The following is a 15,944-nucleotide window of genomic DNA, read 5'->3' as shown; positions in this document are numbered from 1 at the left end:
AGCAAACATTCTCACATTCGAGAATGTTTTTTATTTATGATAAGGATAAATTCACTAAATTCATTATATGAAATATTGGTATTCTATAATGATAATTTTGTTCAGCATTTTCATGAATGCTCAGAACTCATTTGAAATACAGAATGCCGAAAAAACAGTAATTCCTTTTAAGTTAATCAATAATCTGATTTTCATTCCGGTCAATGTGAATGGAGCGGATTTGACCTTTCTCTTAGATACCGGAATTGCAGAAACTTCTATTTTCAGCCTTGAGAACAAAGAATTAAAGCTTGCAAATCTCGAAAAAATAAGACTTTCAGGTTTGGGAGGTAACGCGAGTATTGACGGTTTTCGATCAGACAACAACATTGCCAGAATAGGTAAAGATTACGTAAATTACAGTTCCACACTCTATATCATCACAGATCAGGGTTTTAATATTTCCTCCCACATCGGAATTCCCGTCAACGGGATCATCGGCTATCATTTTTTTAAAAATCACCCAATAGTAATTGACTACTTATCGAAGAAAATTACAATCTACAATGATGAAAAACTGTTTAAGAAAAAGATAAGAAAATTTGATATCCTCAATATTACTGTTGAAAAAAACAAGCCTTATATTGTCGCAGATGTAGAAATGACAAACGAAAAGAAAGATTCTAAACTATTAATAGATCTTGGAAACAGTGATGCTATATGGTTATTCCCCACCCTTATTAAAAATTTCGTGTATAACAGACCTAATATTGATGATTTTTTGGGAAGAGGATTTAATGGCGATATTTATGGGAAGAGAAGCAGAATCCATAATTTATATTTAGGCAATTTTAAGTTTGAAAAACCACTCACCGCTATGCCTGATGAATATTCTATCCAACACGTAAATATGGTCGAAAACAGAAAAGGATCTATTGGGGGTGATATTATGAGACGTTTTACAATCGCTTTCGATTATGCCAATCAGAAACTTTACCTAAGAAAAAACAGAAATTTTAATGATCCGTTTCACTTCAATATGAGCGGCCTTGATTTCAGGCAAGATGGTATGGAATGGTCTAAAGATATCGTAAGTCTCCCTACTAAAAACAGGGATAACTTAAACGGAGGAATTGAGTTAATTAACAACAATTTACAATATAATTTTATTCTAAAACCTATTTTCGCCATTGCCGGTGTCCGGAAAGACTCTCCTGCTTACAAAGCCGGATTAAAAAAGGATGACAGACTGATCAGCATAAACGGAAAAAAAACAGCAGATATGACGATGGAGAAAATCCTGGAACTGATGAAATCTGAAGAAGGAAAAACAATCAATATGCAGATTGAAAGAAATAAAAAAGAAATGACCTTAAGTTTCGATTTAGAAGATCCAATCCCTTATCAAGAATAATATGAATACCGAAGAAACTACTTTAGACAAAATAAGAAGCAGGCCCAGATTCAAAATGTTTACCCATCTCAGTAAGGAAGAATATGCTAAAAGCTTGAAACAATACCTTACCGAACACAAAGAAGAATTCTCCGGGAATATTAATCATGAAGTTGCTACAATTTATGCAGTGACTAAATATGATAATTACTGGAAGCCCAGATTATCTTTAAGGATAGAAATAGAAGATGAAAAAACCGCAATACGAGGTGTTTTCGGACCTAGTTCTGCGGTTTGGACTTTCTTTATGTTTTTATATTTCTCTTTTTCTATTCTCTGGATGACTTTTTTCACCATGCATTATGTCGAGAATCAAATCAACAGTCATGAATTTCCCTGGGCTCTCAATGCTTCCTTTGTAATGCTGTTTTGCATTGGACTTACCTATGCAGCAGCCAGATTTGGTCAGCATAAAGGTAAAGAGGAGATGCAAAAGCTAAGAAGATTTGCAGAGGAATCTACCTTACAATTTGAAAGAAAAGAATAATTAAGGGGCCTCCGTTTTAGGATTTTCAGGCATTTGCTCCAAAACAGCTTTTGCCGCTTTAATAGAATCTACTACAACTTGTCGGTTATCCTGTTCCTTTACTATTTTTTCAATATTGGGTTCAATCATTTTTGTCATTTCTTCTACCGAAATATTATTGGCATTAGGATCGTTCAATAACTTTCTCCAAGGCTTTCTTCCACCCCATTTATAATCTCCGTACACCAAAACTGCTGTACCCTTTGCTTTGGTTGTGGCACCTCCCGGATTTAGAACCCAGGTATCTGCATAAGAATACAACCATTGCGCATCTTTCATCAATAATCTTAAACAGGAATGTGAAGCGGGATAACCGGGAAGATCATACTGATGCCATCCTATTCCCTCACTATTAAAGATATTAAAATTATAAGGTAACTTCCACTCGCTGTCAACAGTGGAAATGGCAAGTTTCTTTTTCCAGTTGGCAAACGTAAGACCCCTTTTTGTCTGAGCAGCTTTTTTACCCATACTGGTGGGTCCCCACTTCACTAAACTTCCGTTCGAATACACTCCATAAGCCTGAATAGGATAAGAAAAAACTACAAATTTTTTCACGGGACTTAGTACATCCAGCTGCATAGGAAACGGTGAATACTCCATTAAAGTGGTATCTATTTTAGCAGGAACAACCAAAGTATCTGCATTCCATTTATTTTTTGCGTCTAATCTGTTCAGTGCAAAGATAGCATAGCGTTCTTTTTCTGTATATTTTTTATTAAAAACAAAAAACAACGAATCTTTCAGCTTCTTATCTTTTGGGAAAATAAAAGCATTATAAAAGCCATCTTCCTGCATTGCGGGTGGCAAAGATTTTTTTTGAACAACAGGTTCTTTTTTAACAGAATCTTGTTCAGACCCCGAAGTCTCGACGATAGAATCGGCAGTCCCTTGAATTATATCACTTACTTTTTCAGTTTCTTTTTTACAAGAAACCAAAAGTACTGCCAATGCAATAGTATATAAAAATGATTTTTTCAATGTTGTGTTTTTTCTCATAAATAAAATTCACCGTTTAGTTGGTCTGTCCACTACAAATATCAGACCTAAAATCTAATAAACAGACTATTCAACATAAAAATATTTAAATAAGTATTCCTCGTAATATTCATTATCATTATTTGAATATTGTTCGTTTTTCTGTTAAAAATACGAAACATTTTGTCAGAATTAATCACTTTGAAATAATTTTTTCACACTTATCAAACCCTTTGGTTTATTAATATAAAACTGTAAAATCCAATAAACATGTCAATACATCTAAATAACAACCACCATTACAAACACTCATTGCCAGATAAAGATCAATTACCAAAATTATTTCACTGTTTTAATAAAAATCTGAACAAAGCTTGTAACTGTTCCTTATTTTTGCTTATCATTAGTCTACTCTTATTTAATATGAACAATACATTTTCCGGTAACGATCAAATCAAAGTAGTTTCTTCTTTTTCCGAACTTGTAAATACCGACTTTCAAGTGCCTGTAAATGCCTTTTGTTGGGAAAGAAACTTGGCTGGAGATTTTAAAGAAATTGTATCTAAGCTTCAATTAAAGGAAGATATTACAGAGGTTTCCATTGAGGATCTTTTAGCCCTACAGCTTTCAGATGACGGAAATACTGCCAGAGAAATCATTCTGAATGATATGCAACTCTTAACAGATTCCGGAGCATCTCCTTCTCTTAATTTACTTAAAAAGTATGAGCGGGATGAGGAAGTCAGCTTCATTTCAACAGACGTGTATTCTTACCATGTTGATCGCTCCCCTATCGGAACAGACACTTTTTTGTGCACCTATCACGGAACTTCCAGTGATATTCTACCCAATGAACAAGCTATACAAAAAATATTGATTCCTGAAATAAGAAAAAAGCTTCAAAAACTGCATAATGGTCCGGAAAAGGAATTCGAAACTTTTTTAAAAGATTATTTTTTTGATCTTCATTATGAACCCAAACCGAATGCACAACCCGTAAATTTAGGTCTGGGACATCTTTGGAGATTAGCTGTGGACCACCCAGAGCAAAAGGTTTTACCTTGTATACATCGTGCACCCAAAGAAAATGTGGGTGAATATCGCCTGCTTTTAATCTGTTGATTACTGATCTTATCAGATTTCCTTTTAATTATAATGTGAATTAAGTCGTAAATTAGTTTAAATTAAAACTAATTTGCCATATATTTGTATATATGAATGATTTAAAGTCTAATAATTAAAATGATACCTTCACAAAATCAAAATATTTCTCAGCTGGCACTCGAGCTAGGGCTAGCAATGAATGAGATGAAAAGCAGATTAAGGCAGAAAATTCAGACAAGAATCAATGAATATGACTCTTCGCTTTCTTTTGAACTTATCGAAATTCTGGGAATTCTGTGGAGAAATGAAGGAATCAATCAACAAGAGATCAGCACCCAGATCAGCAAAGACAAATCAAGCATAACCTATCTGATTAATAATCTGACAAAAAGAGGACTCGTAGAACGGGTTGAAAATAAAAACGACCGAAGGAATAGACAGGTTTTTCTTACACAAAGCGGAAAAAAACTTATGGAAAAATTATATCCATGGGCTTTGGAACTTTACCAAAAGGCAGCGGAAGGAATTTATGAGAATGAACTTAAAAATGCATTGCTTTTAATCAAACAAATGACAGCTAATCTTAACAAATAAAGGCTCTTAAAGGCTAAAATCTTTACGAAATGAGAACAATACTTGTACCTGTTGACACAACACCAACTACCGAAAATGCAGTAAAGCTTTCTGCAGACTGGGCAAAACAATACGGATATGATCATATTATCCTTTTAAAAACAAATAACGAATCTGTATTCGAATATCTGCACGTCGCAGAAGGGCACTCCTTCGTCAACGAAGAAAGTATCAATATGATATTGCAAGACACAGAAGAATTATTAGAGAAATTAAGCCGAATTATTATTGAAAAGTCGCCCGACATAAAAGTTTCAAAAGCAACTACTGAAATGTCTTTGATAAGGAGCATTAATGAAGTTATAAAAGATCAGCAGAATGTTGAATTAATTATTTTAGGCAGTGACGATAAAACTTCTGTAACGGAAAGTTTCATTTCGGCAAATATTATAGATATTGCAAGAACAAGTCCTGTAAAAACCTTAATTGTTCCCAATAGTTACACTTACAATACGATTAAAAACATATTAATACCTTGTGATATCGATAGTATTACAAAATTAGACAGATTGTTTCACTACAAATCGATTATCCACCAAAAAGATATCCATTTGTCGCTTTTAAATATCCATAAAAAAGTAAACAAAGATATTACAGAATCTAAAAAAGAAGAGCTTGAAAAATACATTTACCAAAATCTGAATGATATTCCCAATAGTATCCACTACTTATACGACGAAAACATCATCAATGGCATTTTATCTTTTGCCTCATTAAATAAAACCGATCTTGTGATTGCATTACCGGGAAAACACAGTTTCCTTTATTATATAGCCAACAGAAGCATTTCCGAAGGAATTTATCAAAATGTAAGTCAGCCTGTTTTAATTCTGAAATAATCTAATGATACACAAATAAAAAAGCTATAAACAAATGTTTATAGCTTTTTTGCGATCCGGACGGGACTCGAACCCGCGACCTCCGCCGTGACAGGGCGGCATTCTAACCAGCTGAACTACCGGATCTTTTACAAGTTCAGAAAGACTTCCCTCCGTTATTGTGGTTGCAAATATATAGTTTTTTTCAATATTAACAAACTTTAACCTCCGATTTCATGTACAATAAACGTAAATTACAGATTCCCAAACCTATTATTTTAAAACAAATAAAAATTGAGAATTGAAAAATCAATTCCCAATCAAATAAAACGTTAATATCAATGCATATTATCTGGTAGTATAACCTCCGTTTGCAAAAATCGTTTGTCCGGTAATCCACCATCCATCAGTTACTAAAAACTCAACCAAAGGAGCAATATCTTTAATATCCGTAAGACCTCCCAACGCTGATGCTGATTTATGATAAGCAACAGCATCCTCAGCTTCCTGCCCGTAGAAGAAAGGAGTATCCATTGGTCCAGGAGCCACTGCCGTAACAGAAATTCCTCTTGCACCAAATTCTTTAGAAGCAGCGCGTGTAAAATGTTCAACCGGCGCTTTCATCCCTGCGTATGTAGAATACAACCCTGTATAAGCAGCAAGAAGCGATGTTACAATTGTACATATTTTCCCATGATCATTTACTTTCTTTCCCGCTTCCTGCAAAAAGAAATACGCTACTTTTGAATTGATATCCGACATTGTATCATATTCCTTTTCCGTAGTCTCTGTAAATGGCTTTTTAAGTACCATTCCAACGGTATTGATCGCAATATCAATCCCACCGAATTTGTTTTTTGCTTCATCAAAAAATTTGGTAATATTTTCGACCTTTGTAAGGTCTCCCTGAAATAAAAAAGCTTCAGCTCCTAAAGCGTGAACTTCCGCTAATGTTTTCTCGCTTTCTTCTCTTGAACTTTCACTGTTATAATGAATAGCAAGCTTTGCACCTTTAGCTGCAAAATCTTTGCTTAAAAGTCCTCCTAAGTTTTTGCCTCCTCCGGCAATTAAAACAACTTTTCCTTTCACATCGTGTTTTGACATAATATTTTTTTACTGGTTAATAATACAAATATGAAAATTTGCAGATATCTGACGATAGTAATTTCATTCCAAGTTGGAAGAATTTCGGAATTTATTGTGTTGAAAATACAGAAAAATTAAGATCAAAAAGACTGTAAACCAAATCAATGAAATATAAACCCGATAAATATCTCATGAAATATAGAGAAATAGATAAGACCAAGAAATCATGGCTGTATTCTTAGAAGGGAATTGTTTTAAAAACAGAATATTATATAAAGCTCGTATAATTCAAGCGTTATTTGAATACAGAATACAGACATAAAAAAAACAGTAAAATAAATTTACTGCTTTATGCGATCCGGACGGGACTTGCTCTTATTTGAAAAACTCCCTATCCATAAGCTTTATATCGTTTTCTTATTTTTAGGTCACCGAATAGGTCACTTTTTTAAATAAGATTAAGATTATTTGTTTTTACTGCAGCAAATATAGGCCTTTTTTTAGTTTTCCAAAAAAATACAATTTTTCAACCCCAAATTTCACTAAAGTGCAGACTTTCAAAAACAAAAATTCCTCTCTTTATTTTTTATTCTTTAAAATAATAATCAAGATAACAAAATTGTCAATTATATGTTTGAATAAACGTTATTAAAAAACTACAATATTACTTTTGTGGTGATCTAGTTTATAGTTGATAAATTGTAAAATTCTAATTGAGTAAATTCAAAGTACATTACCTCCTAATGATACTGTAATATGTAATAAAAATCAACAGTTGATGTTTTTATTTACTCCATTTTAAGTTTTGTTCATACTTTGTATGCGGCCCAATTTCATTCGGAAAAGATTTCGAACCGGTCTTATGCCCTAATGTCTGAATAAATTCATCTGTAACCCAAATGTAATTTTCAGATGTTTTACTCTTTAAATCTTTAAGTAATGGCATTTGCTTATCATTAATTACTAAGTCAAAAACTTCGTAAATGAAAAGACATTTACCTCCAATAGCCAAATCAATTATAGGTGATTGAATTTTTTTCTTAAACCTATAGTCGATGTATCTAAAAGACCTACATGTTAAAATTTATGTTGCAATTAATTCCAAGGCGAAATCTCAAGATCCTCCTTTGAGTCAAACCATTTAAGAAATTCAATTAGATTTTTACCTTTTACATGAACACGCAGATCATTTTTTGCAATTCCTTTTTCAGTTTCAAATTTTCTATCAGGTCTAACATCTAATTCTTCGAATTTTTTTCTCAGCCAGGTAACGTTTTATAACACCCACCCACAGGCTGAAAATATTTTCTTGTTCTGCTTTTAACAAGCAATTATTCATTTTCAACTTTTATTCTATACAGATATGAAATAGAAACGCGAACATCAGTATTTTTTAACAAAACCTTTGACTGGAAATAAAACCCAAGTCTATTGTAGTTTTCATATAAAAAGGTTACAATGAAGGTCAGTAATGTAACATATCCTATGGTGGAATATTTAGACTCTTTCCAATTTCCTTTTTCGACATATCCTCCAACGATTAGAATAACAGACAGAATTACTTGTAGAAAGATAAGTCCTTTTTTCATACAATTTTTGGGGCTTGGATTAAGTTTTTTAATTGTGTCAGCGACAGTTTGAAAATTTAAAGCTTTATTTGGGAAACATTTTGCAACAGCTTCCGGGAATATTCTTAATCTTATATCTGAAAAAGAAAAAGTAAGTCCATTGTTCGATTTCTCTCCTACGTTCAGTCGGCAAAAATAAAAAACGATGCATTATAGCACATCGTTTTTTTTTATTATATCTTTGTATAGTACTGATAATCAATGAAGTTAATTAAAAACTCCACACCTGCACCATTAGCACATAAACAACTGAAAATCAGTTTTTTACGATATTAATTTATTCAAAATTAAGTGATACAAATTTTTATCATTTAATTTTTAAACAAGCTCTAATAGTTTTTCTTTTAATTATTTTTCCCTCTTTATTGGTTCGATAATATAAGAATATACCGATTAACAATAAAAAAAATACCGTTACACAAGAACCCTCAATACCAACGGCCCCACCAGTAAATATTATCGGACCTTCAAACCTTGATTTAATAATTGTTCCCATATGATTTAATCCTGTTAGATTTGAACCATAAAATGGTTGTGCAAAATTCCAGCCAAGATGAAAGAAAAAAGGCAGCCAAATTCTTTTCGTATAAATAAAAAGCATCGACATAGTAAACCCCCAACACAAATCAAAAAAAAGGCTAAATAGGTTGGCATTGGGATTAAAAACGTGTGATGTTTCAATTAACATAGAAATTACCAATGCTATGTGAGTCCCAAGCCATTTTTCTAATTCACGTAAAATTAATCCTCTATGAAAAAGGTCCTCAATTAATGCAGCAACTACTAAAGTTGTAAATAATCTTATAGGATAATTGGTGATTGATATTTCAATGAATTTATAATATCCTAATAAATAGAGAATAAAAATAGACAATGAAATGGTTAAAAATCCTATTGCCCCTCCAAACATTTCTTTTGCTAAATATTTTACAGAAAGTTCTTTTATTTCTCTTTTATCATAAAAACGGAATAGCAAATAGTAGCTAAGTAATAAAATAAAAAAAGAAATAATATGAATGAATGGGTTAGCAATATTTTTGTCTTGAAATAAACTAGAGAATATTGGTTTTAATATAAAATTTTGAGCTCCTAAAAAAACTGAAAAGCAAATAGTTATTCCCAAAATAATTTTTGTAATTGGGAAATACAATATTTTTTTGATTAATTGATTCATGATTGATTAAAGACTATACTAACAGAATTGGAAATTGTAACAAAAAAACGATTTTAATTTTTCCTTTTTAGGCTGACCGCTTACAACCCAATATAAGCAATAGATATCACTGCAAAGTAGTATGATAGACGGCAAATAATTATTAACAAGCTTAAAATGCGTTTACAACTAATTGTAAACAATTGGAGAGAAAAGCCCGCCAAAAGGATGCGAGGTTTCTTATCTTTTTCAATATTTTTTAATGCATTTAAAATTTTGCATTCAAAATATATTCAAAAAAGTATTTACACATTTTCATATAAAAAAATCCACGATTATTTATTTCTTACAAGTTTACTGATGCTATATGCTTTTGTGTAAAAGGGGTGCAACACATTGTCTTTGGATAAAACGCTGGTGCATTTTAGAACCAAGGTATCTCCTGAATAGGCAACGTCAAATTTCGCAACACCGTTTACGAATTTCGGATTTAACCCATATTCTGCTTCTGTAAAAAGATGATCATCCTTAAAGTAAAATTTACCTGTATTTATAACAGTGCGGTTCATTCTGTTAAGTTTTTCTTCATCTATCATAACCCATGAAACACCACTTGAATCATCACTTGACCAACAGAAACTATATAGTTTACCAGCAAAAATTACGTGACTCTGTTTGGGAAAAATGCTTGATTTAGTGCCATCATTATTAATATTTTCAACTTTGACAATCTTCCATGAACCATCAATTGAACGTGGTTTCCATAAATTAAAACTTGATACAGAAAGTATTGCAGATAAGCATAAACCAATTGATAACGTTTGTAATTTCATATTTTTAAAGTGCTTTATAATTTTATTTTTTGAAGATACCCGCATTAAGTTCTGCGCCAAATGTGCCTCGTTTCACATGTAGATAATCTTTGTTAGCAGGATTCATTTCCAATTCAATTGAGCCGTTTTGTTTTATATTATTAAAAACCAGAAAATCTGAAGCGTTTTGGGACTTTCCAGCCGGACCCGAACTGTAACCCGTTACAGCAAAATTATCTGAAATAATTGAATTATAAATTTTATACTTAGTGTTAAGACTACTTTCCCGAATCCACGCTGTATTGCTTTTTGTGATAATGTTATTGCGGAAATCAAAATCGTTGTTACTAGTTTCCACAGTCCAAATCCCACTAAAACTTGCACCATACACTAAGCAATTTCTCATTGCATCTCTCTTACTTACACCATCATCAGCAAGCCAAAATACGACTGGATTTTTACAGTTGTAGAACACACAATGTTCCACCACAACGCCATTTCCATTTGCTATGATGCCTACATGCAATGGCATTACATATTTGTCTCCCATGAAAACACATTGAGTTACCACGAGGTCATCCAGATTTTTCCCACCTCTCCAAATCGGATATGACCTTCTCAGTTGATTTTCTTTCATATATTCGAAATCTAAACCTCCCAAGAAACGTAAACCTTGGATTGTAACATGACTTATTTCAATGTCAAACCCAAATGCAGTTTCCCCAAAATCGTCTTTATGCAAGGGAACTGCCGTTACAATTGTAGGCATTAACTGTGGATTCCAATTGACATCATCAGGCAAAACTTCTGCGCGAATTGTAATCCGATTATTGGCAGATAGATTTCTGTTATTCTTCAACAAAGCAGTCTCTGAAATCAAATATCTACCTGCAGAAACAATAATTTCTGCACTACCGTTTTGATTATCACTATTAACTCTTTTAGTTGCTTCGGTAATTGTTTTTAGGGGTTTTTCTTTGGAACCTAAATTGTTGTCACTACCAATATTTACGTTTACAAAGTAGTGCTGTTGTGCAAGTAGATTAAAACTTAAGAATATTAGTATTTGTGTTAAGAGTTTTATTTTCATTGAAATTTGATTGTAAAATAATTGTTAAAAAAAGCTTTAGAGTTTGTTATTATCTTGAATTGTTTTTTCTTCAGATATATATATTGAATGGTCACACTGCCTACTTCACTTAAATAACCAATAGGTGCATTATTAGGATCATAGCCAATTTGATTAGTATAAATGCTTAAAAAGGTCACTTTCAGGTTGCTAAAATTCCATTTTTTGAGGAGCTCTCTGCAATCTGAAATGCACATTCCCTGATATTCATTGGCTCTCCCAATTTCAAGTCAAAAACTTTTAAATCCCGAACATGAACAATGATTTTTCCAATAAAAAATAGAATTATTTTTTTCATAGATTGATTAAAATTATTTGATTCAAGAATTTTATTTCTTTTTTATAAATTTTATTGTATTTTTTGAGTAGTAAAATTATATTGAATGGTAACATTTATATATACTGATTTATCAGTATTTATGAAATTAGAACTTTTTTCATCACATATTAACGAAATAATTACATTTAAGTTTTTAGACAAATTACTTATATAGTGGAAACTTTGATAAATAATTTCTATTTTTTTCCCGAATTAGAAATGATAAACACATCTAAGGTTTTGCTCTGAGTCTGAATTTTTATTAGTTCTAAAATTTTATGTTATAACCAATTTGAGTGAAAATTGGAAATAATGGTTTTGTCTTAAAATCTTGAGAAATAATTTTTCCTACTACAATTGTTATATCATTTTTACCAAAACTATAACCTCCTTTTAGGTTATAGTAATAGTTGCCTCCAACGGAAGGTTCATACCATCCATCTTTTACTTCCGGATAATTTGATTTATATAAATCTGTATGTTTATAGTGAGACACAATAGCTATATCAAAACCAAATTCAGCACCTGTAAACCAATTTTGTCTGTAATAACCAACTGTTGCAGAGAAATCACTCCCGAAATTAGAAATCTTAACAAAATCATTATTGTAAACTCTCAAAATCCCTTGAAGTTTTAAACTTAAATTAAAATTCCTCAATTTTAATACGCTTATTTGACCACCCAATTTTATTTTAAAATCGTCTAATCTCTTCTCACCAAAAGGAATTGATATTTCTGTATTCAACAAATAAGGAAATTTTCCATCAGATATTTGATAACCATAACCAAAACCTGTGACCAATCCGTATTCTGTTCCGAAATTTACGCTGGCAATGTTTTTCTGGGTTAAATTTTCCCAATTAATAACTTGCGCCTTTAAGTAAAATGACAATGATAATAAAATTGCAAGGATTACTTTATTTAAAAATTCCATAAAAATTTTGTTTACTATTTATAAAGATTGTATGTACTGAAGGATTTTTGGCATTGTCTGCTGTTGCCACGCTTGCTTGTCGCTAATAATTCCATTGTGCCCTACTCCATTGATTTTTTGTAACAAAACAGAACTGTATGATGCTGCTATTTTGTTGGCCCAATCTGTTGTATAAGCCTTGTTATTTTCACTATAGAAAAAAAGTGTTTTGGGTGAATTATTTTTTACGTTCAGTGAAAAATCTGGTTTTATTTTGTCTCCTAAATCATACAACGCTGCATTGATTCCTGCGCCAGATCTCCAAAAACTTTGAGGTAATGTATTGTCTTCGCCAGTGATATCATTTTTCGAGGCTAAAATGTTTAATTTATAATCTAGGATTTCGTGTTGATTTTCTTTTCCTGTCATAAACTGATCTATATAAGTTGCATCGTTAGAAATTTCGCTCCAGAGTTTGAAAGACCTTGAAATTTTTACATAATTTTCTAAATCAGCCCATTTTAAACCACCTGGTTCACAAACAATCAATCCATTTATTTCATTAGGAAATTTCCCTACAAAAGCACTCGCTAAAATACCACCCCAAGAATGCCCCAGAAGTATTACCTTTTGAGTAGAGGCTGTTCTGTAATGTTCAATAACACCTTTTAATTCTTTATAAATTTCCTCTAATGCTTCCTCGCCTTTTTCAGAATATTTTTCTTTGTTAAGTCTTTGCGAAAGACCAGAACCACGTTGGTCATAAAACACTACATAATAACCTTTATCCGCCAATTCTTTACAATTCAGCATATACCTGTAGTCCCCACCTGGACCGCCGTGAACAGCAACAATCATTGTATTAGCAGGATTTCCGAACGCTTCCGAATGCAATTTTATATTATTTACAGTAATGGAAGGTAGTGAAGCATCTTCGGTTACGGTTTTAGGAACAAGATTGCCTGGTTCGTCAATGTATTTTTCTTCCCTGCAAGAAAATAATGCAAGCATTACAACGATCAATAGTAGATTGATTAAAATCTTTTTCATAAAAAAATATTTTTAATTATTTCTTGGCAAAAGTCTAGAATAAAACACTACGAATCGTCCCAAAATGTAAGATAGCACACAGTGGTATTATTTTACAAATTATTAAAAATCAAATATTTATGAAGTATATTAAGAAATAGAGCTAAAGGATGCCTGAATATTTGCCTTTGCAATAAATTCAGATGGAGTGATTCCTTTTATCTTTTTGAAATTTCTGTTGAATGCTGATTTAGAATTAAAACCTGAATCGAGAGCAAGTGCCAAAATGGTATATTTATCGTAAGAGTTTTGGTATAGATTAATAAACTCTTCAATCCGATATTCATTAATTAAATCATAAAAATTTTTCCCTAAAGTTGTATTGATAACATAAGAAAGTACGTTAGAATGAACGTCTATATTTTCTGCCAACTGTTGCAAAGTAAGTTCGGGATTTAGATACGGTTTGTGAATTGTTAAATATTCTAATAATTTTTCTTCAATAATTTTTGAGTCTTCTTCACTCAGAAGCCTATTTTTGTGTTTGTCTTCTAAATCGGTTTCATTCCCAAAATTTTCTATTGTTACCTCCTGAGCATTGACAATCATTTGATGGTTTAAATAATTATTTTTTTCAAAAAAAACATCCGTTTGCCTGAATCCAAAAAAACCAATCCAAAAAATAAAAAACGAAATTAAACCGTAGGCAATTGTTTCTTGATTACATAAAATAAATATCCAAATAAGGAAATTCCAAATGATAAAATATAAAAGCCAATTGAAATTTATTTTTTCAATATCAGAGAAATGCTCTTTAATTTTTTTATGATACTTTATTAAAACCAATAGAGAAAGAATATAATAAATGACTCCTGAAAGATAGGTAATTATTACTCTAATTATATTTTGAGTATCGAATTCTTTTCCTTGATGTGTAAAGACCTCAATTTGTTTTTTGGTGTTAAAAGAATAAAAATCGAATGTAAATACAAACCACAAAAATAATGGAGTGAAGTGCAAAAAATCATAAAAAGTAATTCTTTTACCTGAAGTTTTTTTGGAAGTATAGAGAAATAAAAACGGACCGTGAACCAAAGTTAATGGCATTGACAATGATACAAAAGAGGGATATTTTTCACCTCTATATGTTTTGAAAAAATAGATGCATAGCAAATGCATAGCGATAACTACCAACCATAAAAATAAAATAAAATCTGCATCAGATTTATTTTTCTTGGTGACTAAAATGAGTGCAATAAAAATTGCAATAAAAAAACCTGACAGCAGTAGCACGCTCTATATTTTAATCTTTTTCTGCTTATTAAAAAAATCTAATGTTACTTTTCTATCTTATTTGTCTTTTAAGAATAAATTAAAATCAGTAATCAATTGATTATAATACTTTAAGAAAATCTCTAAAATTTCTGGATTTCGTAAAGTGGGTTTACTTGCTTTGTTGTAGGTAAAAATAGATTCTGGATATACTTCATCATATTTGTAGGGAGCAGAAAATTCATAAATAGCAAAAGGTGCATTGTTTTCTGAAGCCACATCATCATTATTATTAATCAATAATTTAGCACCAACAATAGTAGAATAAATTTCGTTTTCGAAATTTATTTTTACAAAACCATCACCATAATCTAAATAGAAAAAGTTCTTGGCAGTAATATCTGCCTTGCATTTTTCTTTTTTGCACACAAACGAAAAATCTCTGAAAACAATTCTACTGTCACCTGACAAAAAGGGTTTATAGACATATTTTTTTTCATCTATAAACTTGAAAATTTTAGCTTCTATCTGCCCCTTTTTAAGATTAGGAAAACTAAGCATAATGCTTTTATTAGGAATATAAACTCCAAAATGTTCTACTTTGAAGTAAGATTCTTGTGCTTTAATCGCCTGTAATGCAAAAATAAATAGCGAAATATAAATTATTTTTCTCATCTTGTCCCAATATTTACTTTTACTATTAAATTATTTTGGCTTACATAAAAATCATAGAAATCTGTAAAGTCATAAGAATACGTATTGTCTTTGACAGATTCTTGGTGTAGAATATTCCCAAATTGATCGGTAACTACATAACCTGGTTCATATTTTCCTCCGTTTCCAGAATATCTTGTTTCATAAGAATAGATGGTGTAACCATTAGGAGTTTCGGTTATTTTTGTATAATTCCCCCATTTATTGATTAATTCTGAAATATTTGCTCCTGCCCAACTTGTAATGTTAAAAATTTTTCTTTGGATTTCCGCAAATATCTTTTCTTTATTAAGTCTTCCATCTAGTTTAGATTTGCTGTTGGCAAGTGATTGCGCTTTTACTAAAAAAAGCAATGAAGAAAAAAAGAAAATAAGTATAACAATTTTTGTTTTCATTTT

The 15,944-nt window shown here is 31.3% G+C and carries 20 protein-coding genes and 1 tRNA gene; 5 read left to right on the top strand and 16 right to left on the bottom strand.

The window, feature by feature from the left end; all coding sequences use genetic code 11:
* Positions 1 to 88 precede the first annotated feature (88 nt).
* Positions 89 to 1,393 (top strand): PDZ domain-containing protein, encoded by a 1,305-nt coding sequence (locus MKS83_RS20535; RefSeq protein ID WP_240581127.1) that lies wholly within the window; start codon positions 89 to 91, stop codon positions 1,391 to 1,393.
* 1 nt (position 1,394) lies between these two features.
* Positions 1,395 to 1,919 (top strand): hypothetical protein, encoded by a 525-nt coding sequence (locus tag MKS83_RS20530; protein ID WP_240581126.1) that lies wholly within the window; start codon positions 1,395 to 1,397, stop codon positions 1,917 to 1,919.
* Here MKS83_RS20530 and MKS83_RS20525 read toward each other — a convergent pair whose 3' ends face one another.
* Positions 1,920 to 2,957, bottom strand: a complete 1,038-nt coding sequence (locus MKS83_RS20525; RefSeq protein ID WP_240581125.1) for a L,D-transpeptidase — start codon at positions 2,955 to 2,957, stop codon at positions 1,920 to 1,922. It abuts the gene before it with no gap.
* A gap of 402 nt (positions 2,958 to 3,359) precedes the next feature.
* Between MKS83_RS20525 and MKS83_RS20520 the strand changes: the two genes are divergently transcribed.
* The 3 genes from MKS83_RS20520 to MKS83_RS20510 all read left to right on the top strand — a co-directional run bounded on the left by MKS83_RS20520 (position 3,360) and on the right by MKS83_RS20510 (position 5,512).
* Complete coding sequence (locus MKS83_RS20520) at positions 3,360 to 4,058, top strand: DUF1826 domain-containing protein (RefSeq protein WP_240581124.1); 699 nt, start codon at positions 3,360 to 3,362, stop codon at positions 4,056 to 4,058.
* Positions 4,059 to 4,178: 120 nt separating this feature from the next.
* Positions 4,179 to 4,634 carry a MarR family winged helix-turn-helix transcriptional regulator gene (locus MKS83_RS20515; protein ID WP_240581123.1) on the top strand — a complete coding sequence of 152 codons (456 nt, stop codon included), beginning with the start codon at positions 4,179 to 4,181 and terminating at the stop codon, positions 4,632 to 4,634.
* 29 nt (positions 4,635 to 4,663) lie between these two features.
* Positions 4,664 to 5,512 carry a universal stress protein gene (locus MKS83_RS20510; RefSeq protein ID WP_240581122.1) on the top strand — a complete coding sequence of 283 codons (849 nt, stop codon included), beginning with the start codon at positions 4,664 to 4,666 and terminating at the stop codon, positions 5,510 to 5,512.
* A 52-nt stretch (positions 5,513 to 5,564) separates the two neighbouring features.
* Here the strand turns inward: MKS83_RS20510 and MKS83_RS20505 are convergent.
* The 15 genes from MKS83_RS20505 to MKS83_RS20445 all read right to left on the bottom strand — a co-directional run bounded on the left by MKS83_RS20505 (position 5,565) and on the right by MKS83_RS20445 (position 15,941).
* Positions 5,565 to 5,638, bottom strand: a tRNA-Asp gene (locus MKS83_RS20505).
* 201 nt (positions 5,639 to 5,839) lie between these two features.
* Positions 5,840 to 6,595 (bottom strand): SDR family oxidoreductase, encoded by a 756-nt coding sequence (locus MKS83_RS20500; RefSeq protein ID WP_240581121.1) that lies wholly within the window; start codon positions 6,593 to 6,595, stop codon positions 5,840 to 5,842.
* Positions 6,596 to 7,361: 766 nt separating this feature from the next.
* Positions 7,362 to 7,610, bottom strand: a complete 249-nt coding sequence (locus MKS83_RS22255) for a hypothetical protein (protein ID WP_312089642.1) — start codon at positions 7,608 to 7,610, stop codon at positions 7,362 to 7,364.
* A 62-nt stretch (positions 7,611 to 7,672) separates the two neighbouring features.
* Entirely contained in the window at positions 7,673 to 7,777 is a 105-nt protein-coding gene (locus MKS83_RS22250; protein WP_262916681.1) for a hypothetical protein, read from the bottom strand.
* A gap of 59 nt (positions 7,778 to 7,836) precedes the next feature.
* Entirely contained in the window at positions 7,837 to 7,908 is a 72-nt protein-coding gene (locus MKS83_RS22245) for a hypothetical protein (RefSeq protein WP_262916680.1), read from the bottom strand.
* On the bottom strand, positions 7,909 to 8,166 hold the full coding sequence (locus tag MKS83_RS20490; RefSeq protein ID WP_240581120.1) for a hypothetical protein: 258 nt from the start codon (positions 8,164 to 8,166) through the stop codon (positions 7,909 to 7,911). It lies immediately after the preceding gene.
* Positions 8,167 to 8,512: 346 nt separating this feature from the next.
* A complete protein-coding gene (locus tag MKS83_RS20485) occupies positions 8,513 to 9,379 on the bottom strand; it encodes a CPBP family intramembrane glutamic endopeptidase (protein WP_240581119.1) in 867 nt (288 codons plus the stop codon).
* A 314-nt stretch (positions 9,380 to 9,693) separates the two neighbouring features.
* On the bottom strand, positions 9,694 to 10,191 hold the full coding sequence (locus tag MKS83_RS20480) for a hypothetical protein (RefSeq protein WP_240581118.1): 498 nt from the start codon (positions 10,189 to 10,191) through the stop codon (positions 9,694 to 9,696).
* 22 nt (positions 10,192 to 10,213) lie between these two features.
* Entirely contained in the window at positions 10,214 to 11,260 is a 1,047-nt protein-coding gene (locus MKS83_RS20475; RefSeq protein WP_240581117.1) for a hypothetical protein, read from the bottom strand.
* A 181-nt stretch (positions 11,261 to 11,441) separates the two neighbouring features.
* A complete protein-coding gene (locus tag MKS83_RS20470) occupies positions 11,442 to 11,597 on the bottom strand; it encodes a hypothetical protein (RefSeq protein ID WP_240581116.1) in 156 nt (51 codons plus the stop codon).
* Positions 11,598 to 11,886: 289 nt separating this feature from the next.
* A complete protein-coding gene (locus MKS83_RS20465) occupies positions 11,887 to 12,552 on the bottom strand; it encodes a hypothetical protein (RefSeq protein ID WP_240581115.1) in 666 nt (221 codons plus the stop codon).
* An 18-nt stretch (positions 12,553 to 12,570) separates the two neighbouring features.
* Entirely contained in the window at positions 12,571 to 13,581 is a 1,011-nt protein-coding gene (locus MKS83_RS20460) for an alpha/beta fold hydrolase (protein ID WP_240581114.1), read from the bottom strand.
* 129 nt (positions 13,582 to 13,710) lie between these two features.
* Positions 13,711 to 14,559 carry a helix-turn-helix domain-containing protein gene (locus MKS83_RS20455; protein WP_240581113.1) on the bottom strand — a complete coding sequence of 283 codons (849 nt, stop codon included), beginning with the start codon at positions 14,557 to 14,559 and terminating at the stop codon, positions 13,711 to 13,713.
* Positions 14,560 to 14,910: 351 nt separating this feature from the next.
* On the bottom strand, positions 14,911 to 15,507 hold the full coding sequence (locus tag MKS83_RS20450; protein WP_240581112.1) for a hypothetical protein: 597 nt from the start codon (positions 15,505 to 15,507) through the stop codon (positions 14,911 to 14,913).
* Positions 15,504 to 15,941, bottom strand: coding sequence for a hypothetical protein (locus tag MKS83_RS20445; protein WP_240581111.1), 438 nt, complete (start codon positions 15,939 to 15,941; stop codon positions 15,504 to 15,506). Before MKS83_RS20445 ends, MKS83_RS20450 begins: the two co-directional genes overlap by 4 nt.
* Positions 15,942 to 15,944 lie beyond the last annotated feature (3 nt).

The organism is Chryseobacterium sp. Y16C, from assembly GCF_022488405.1.
GTDB lineage: Bacteria > Bacteroidota > Bacteroidia > Flavobacteriales > Weeksellaceae > Chryseobacterium > Chryseobacterium geocarposphaerae.
This window is presented reverse-complemented; position numbering and strand designations above follow the sequence as displayed.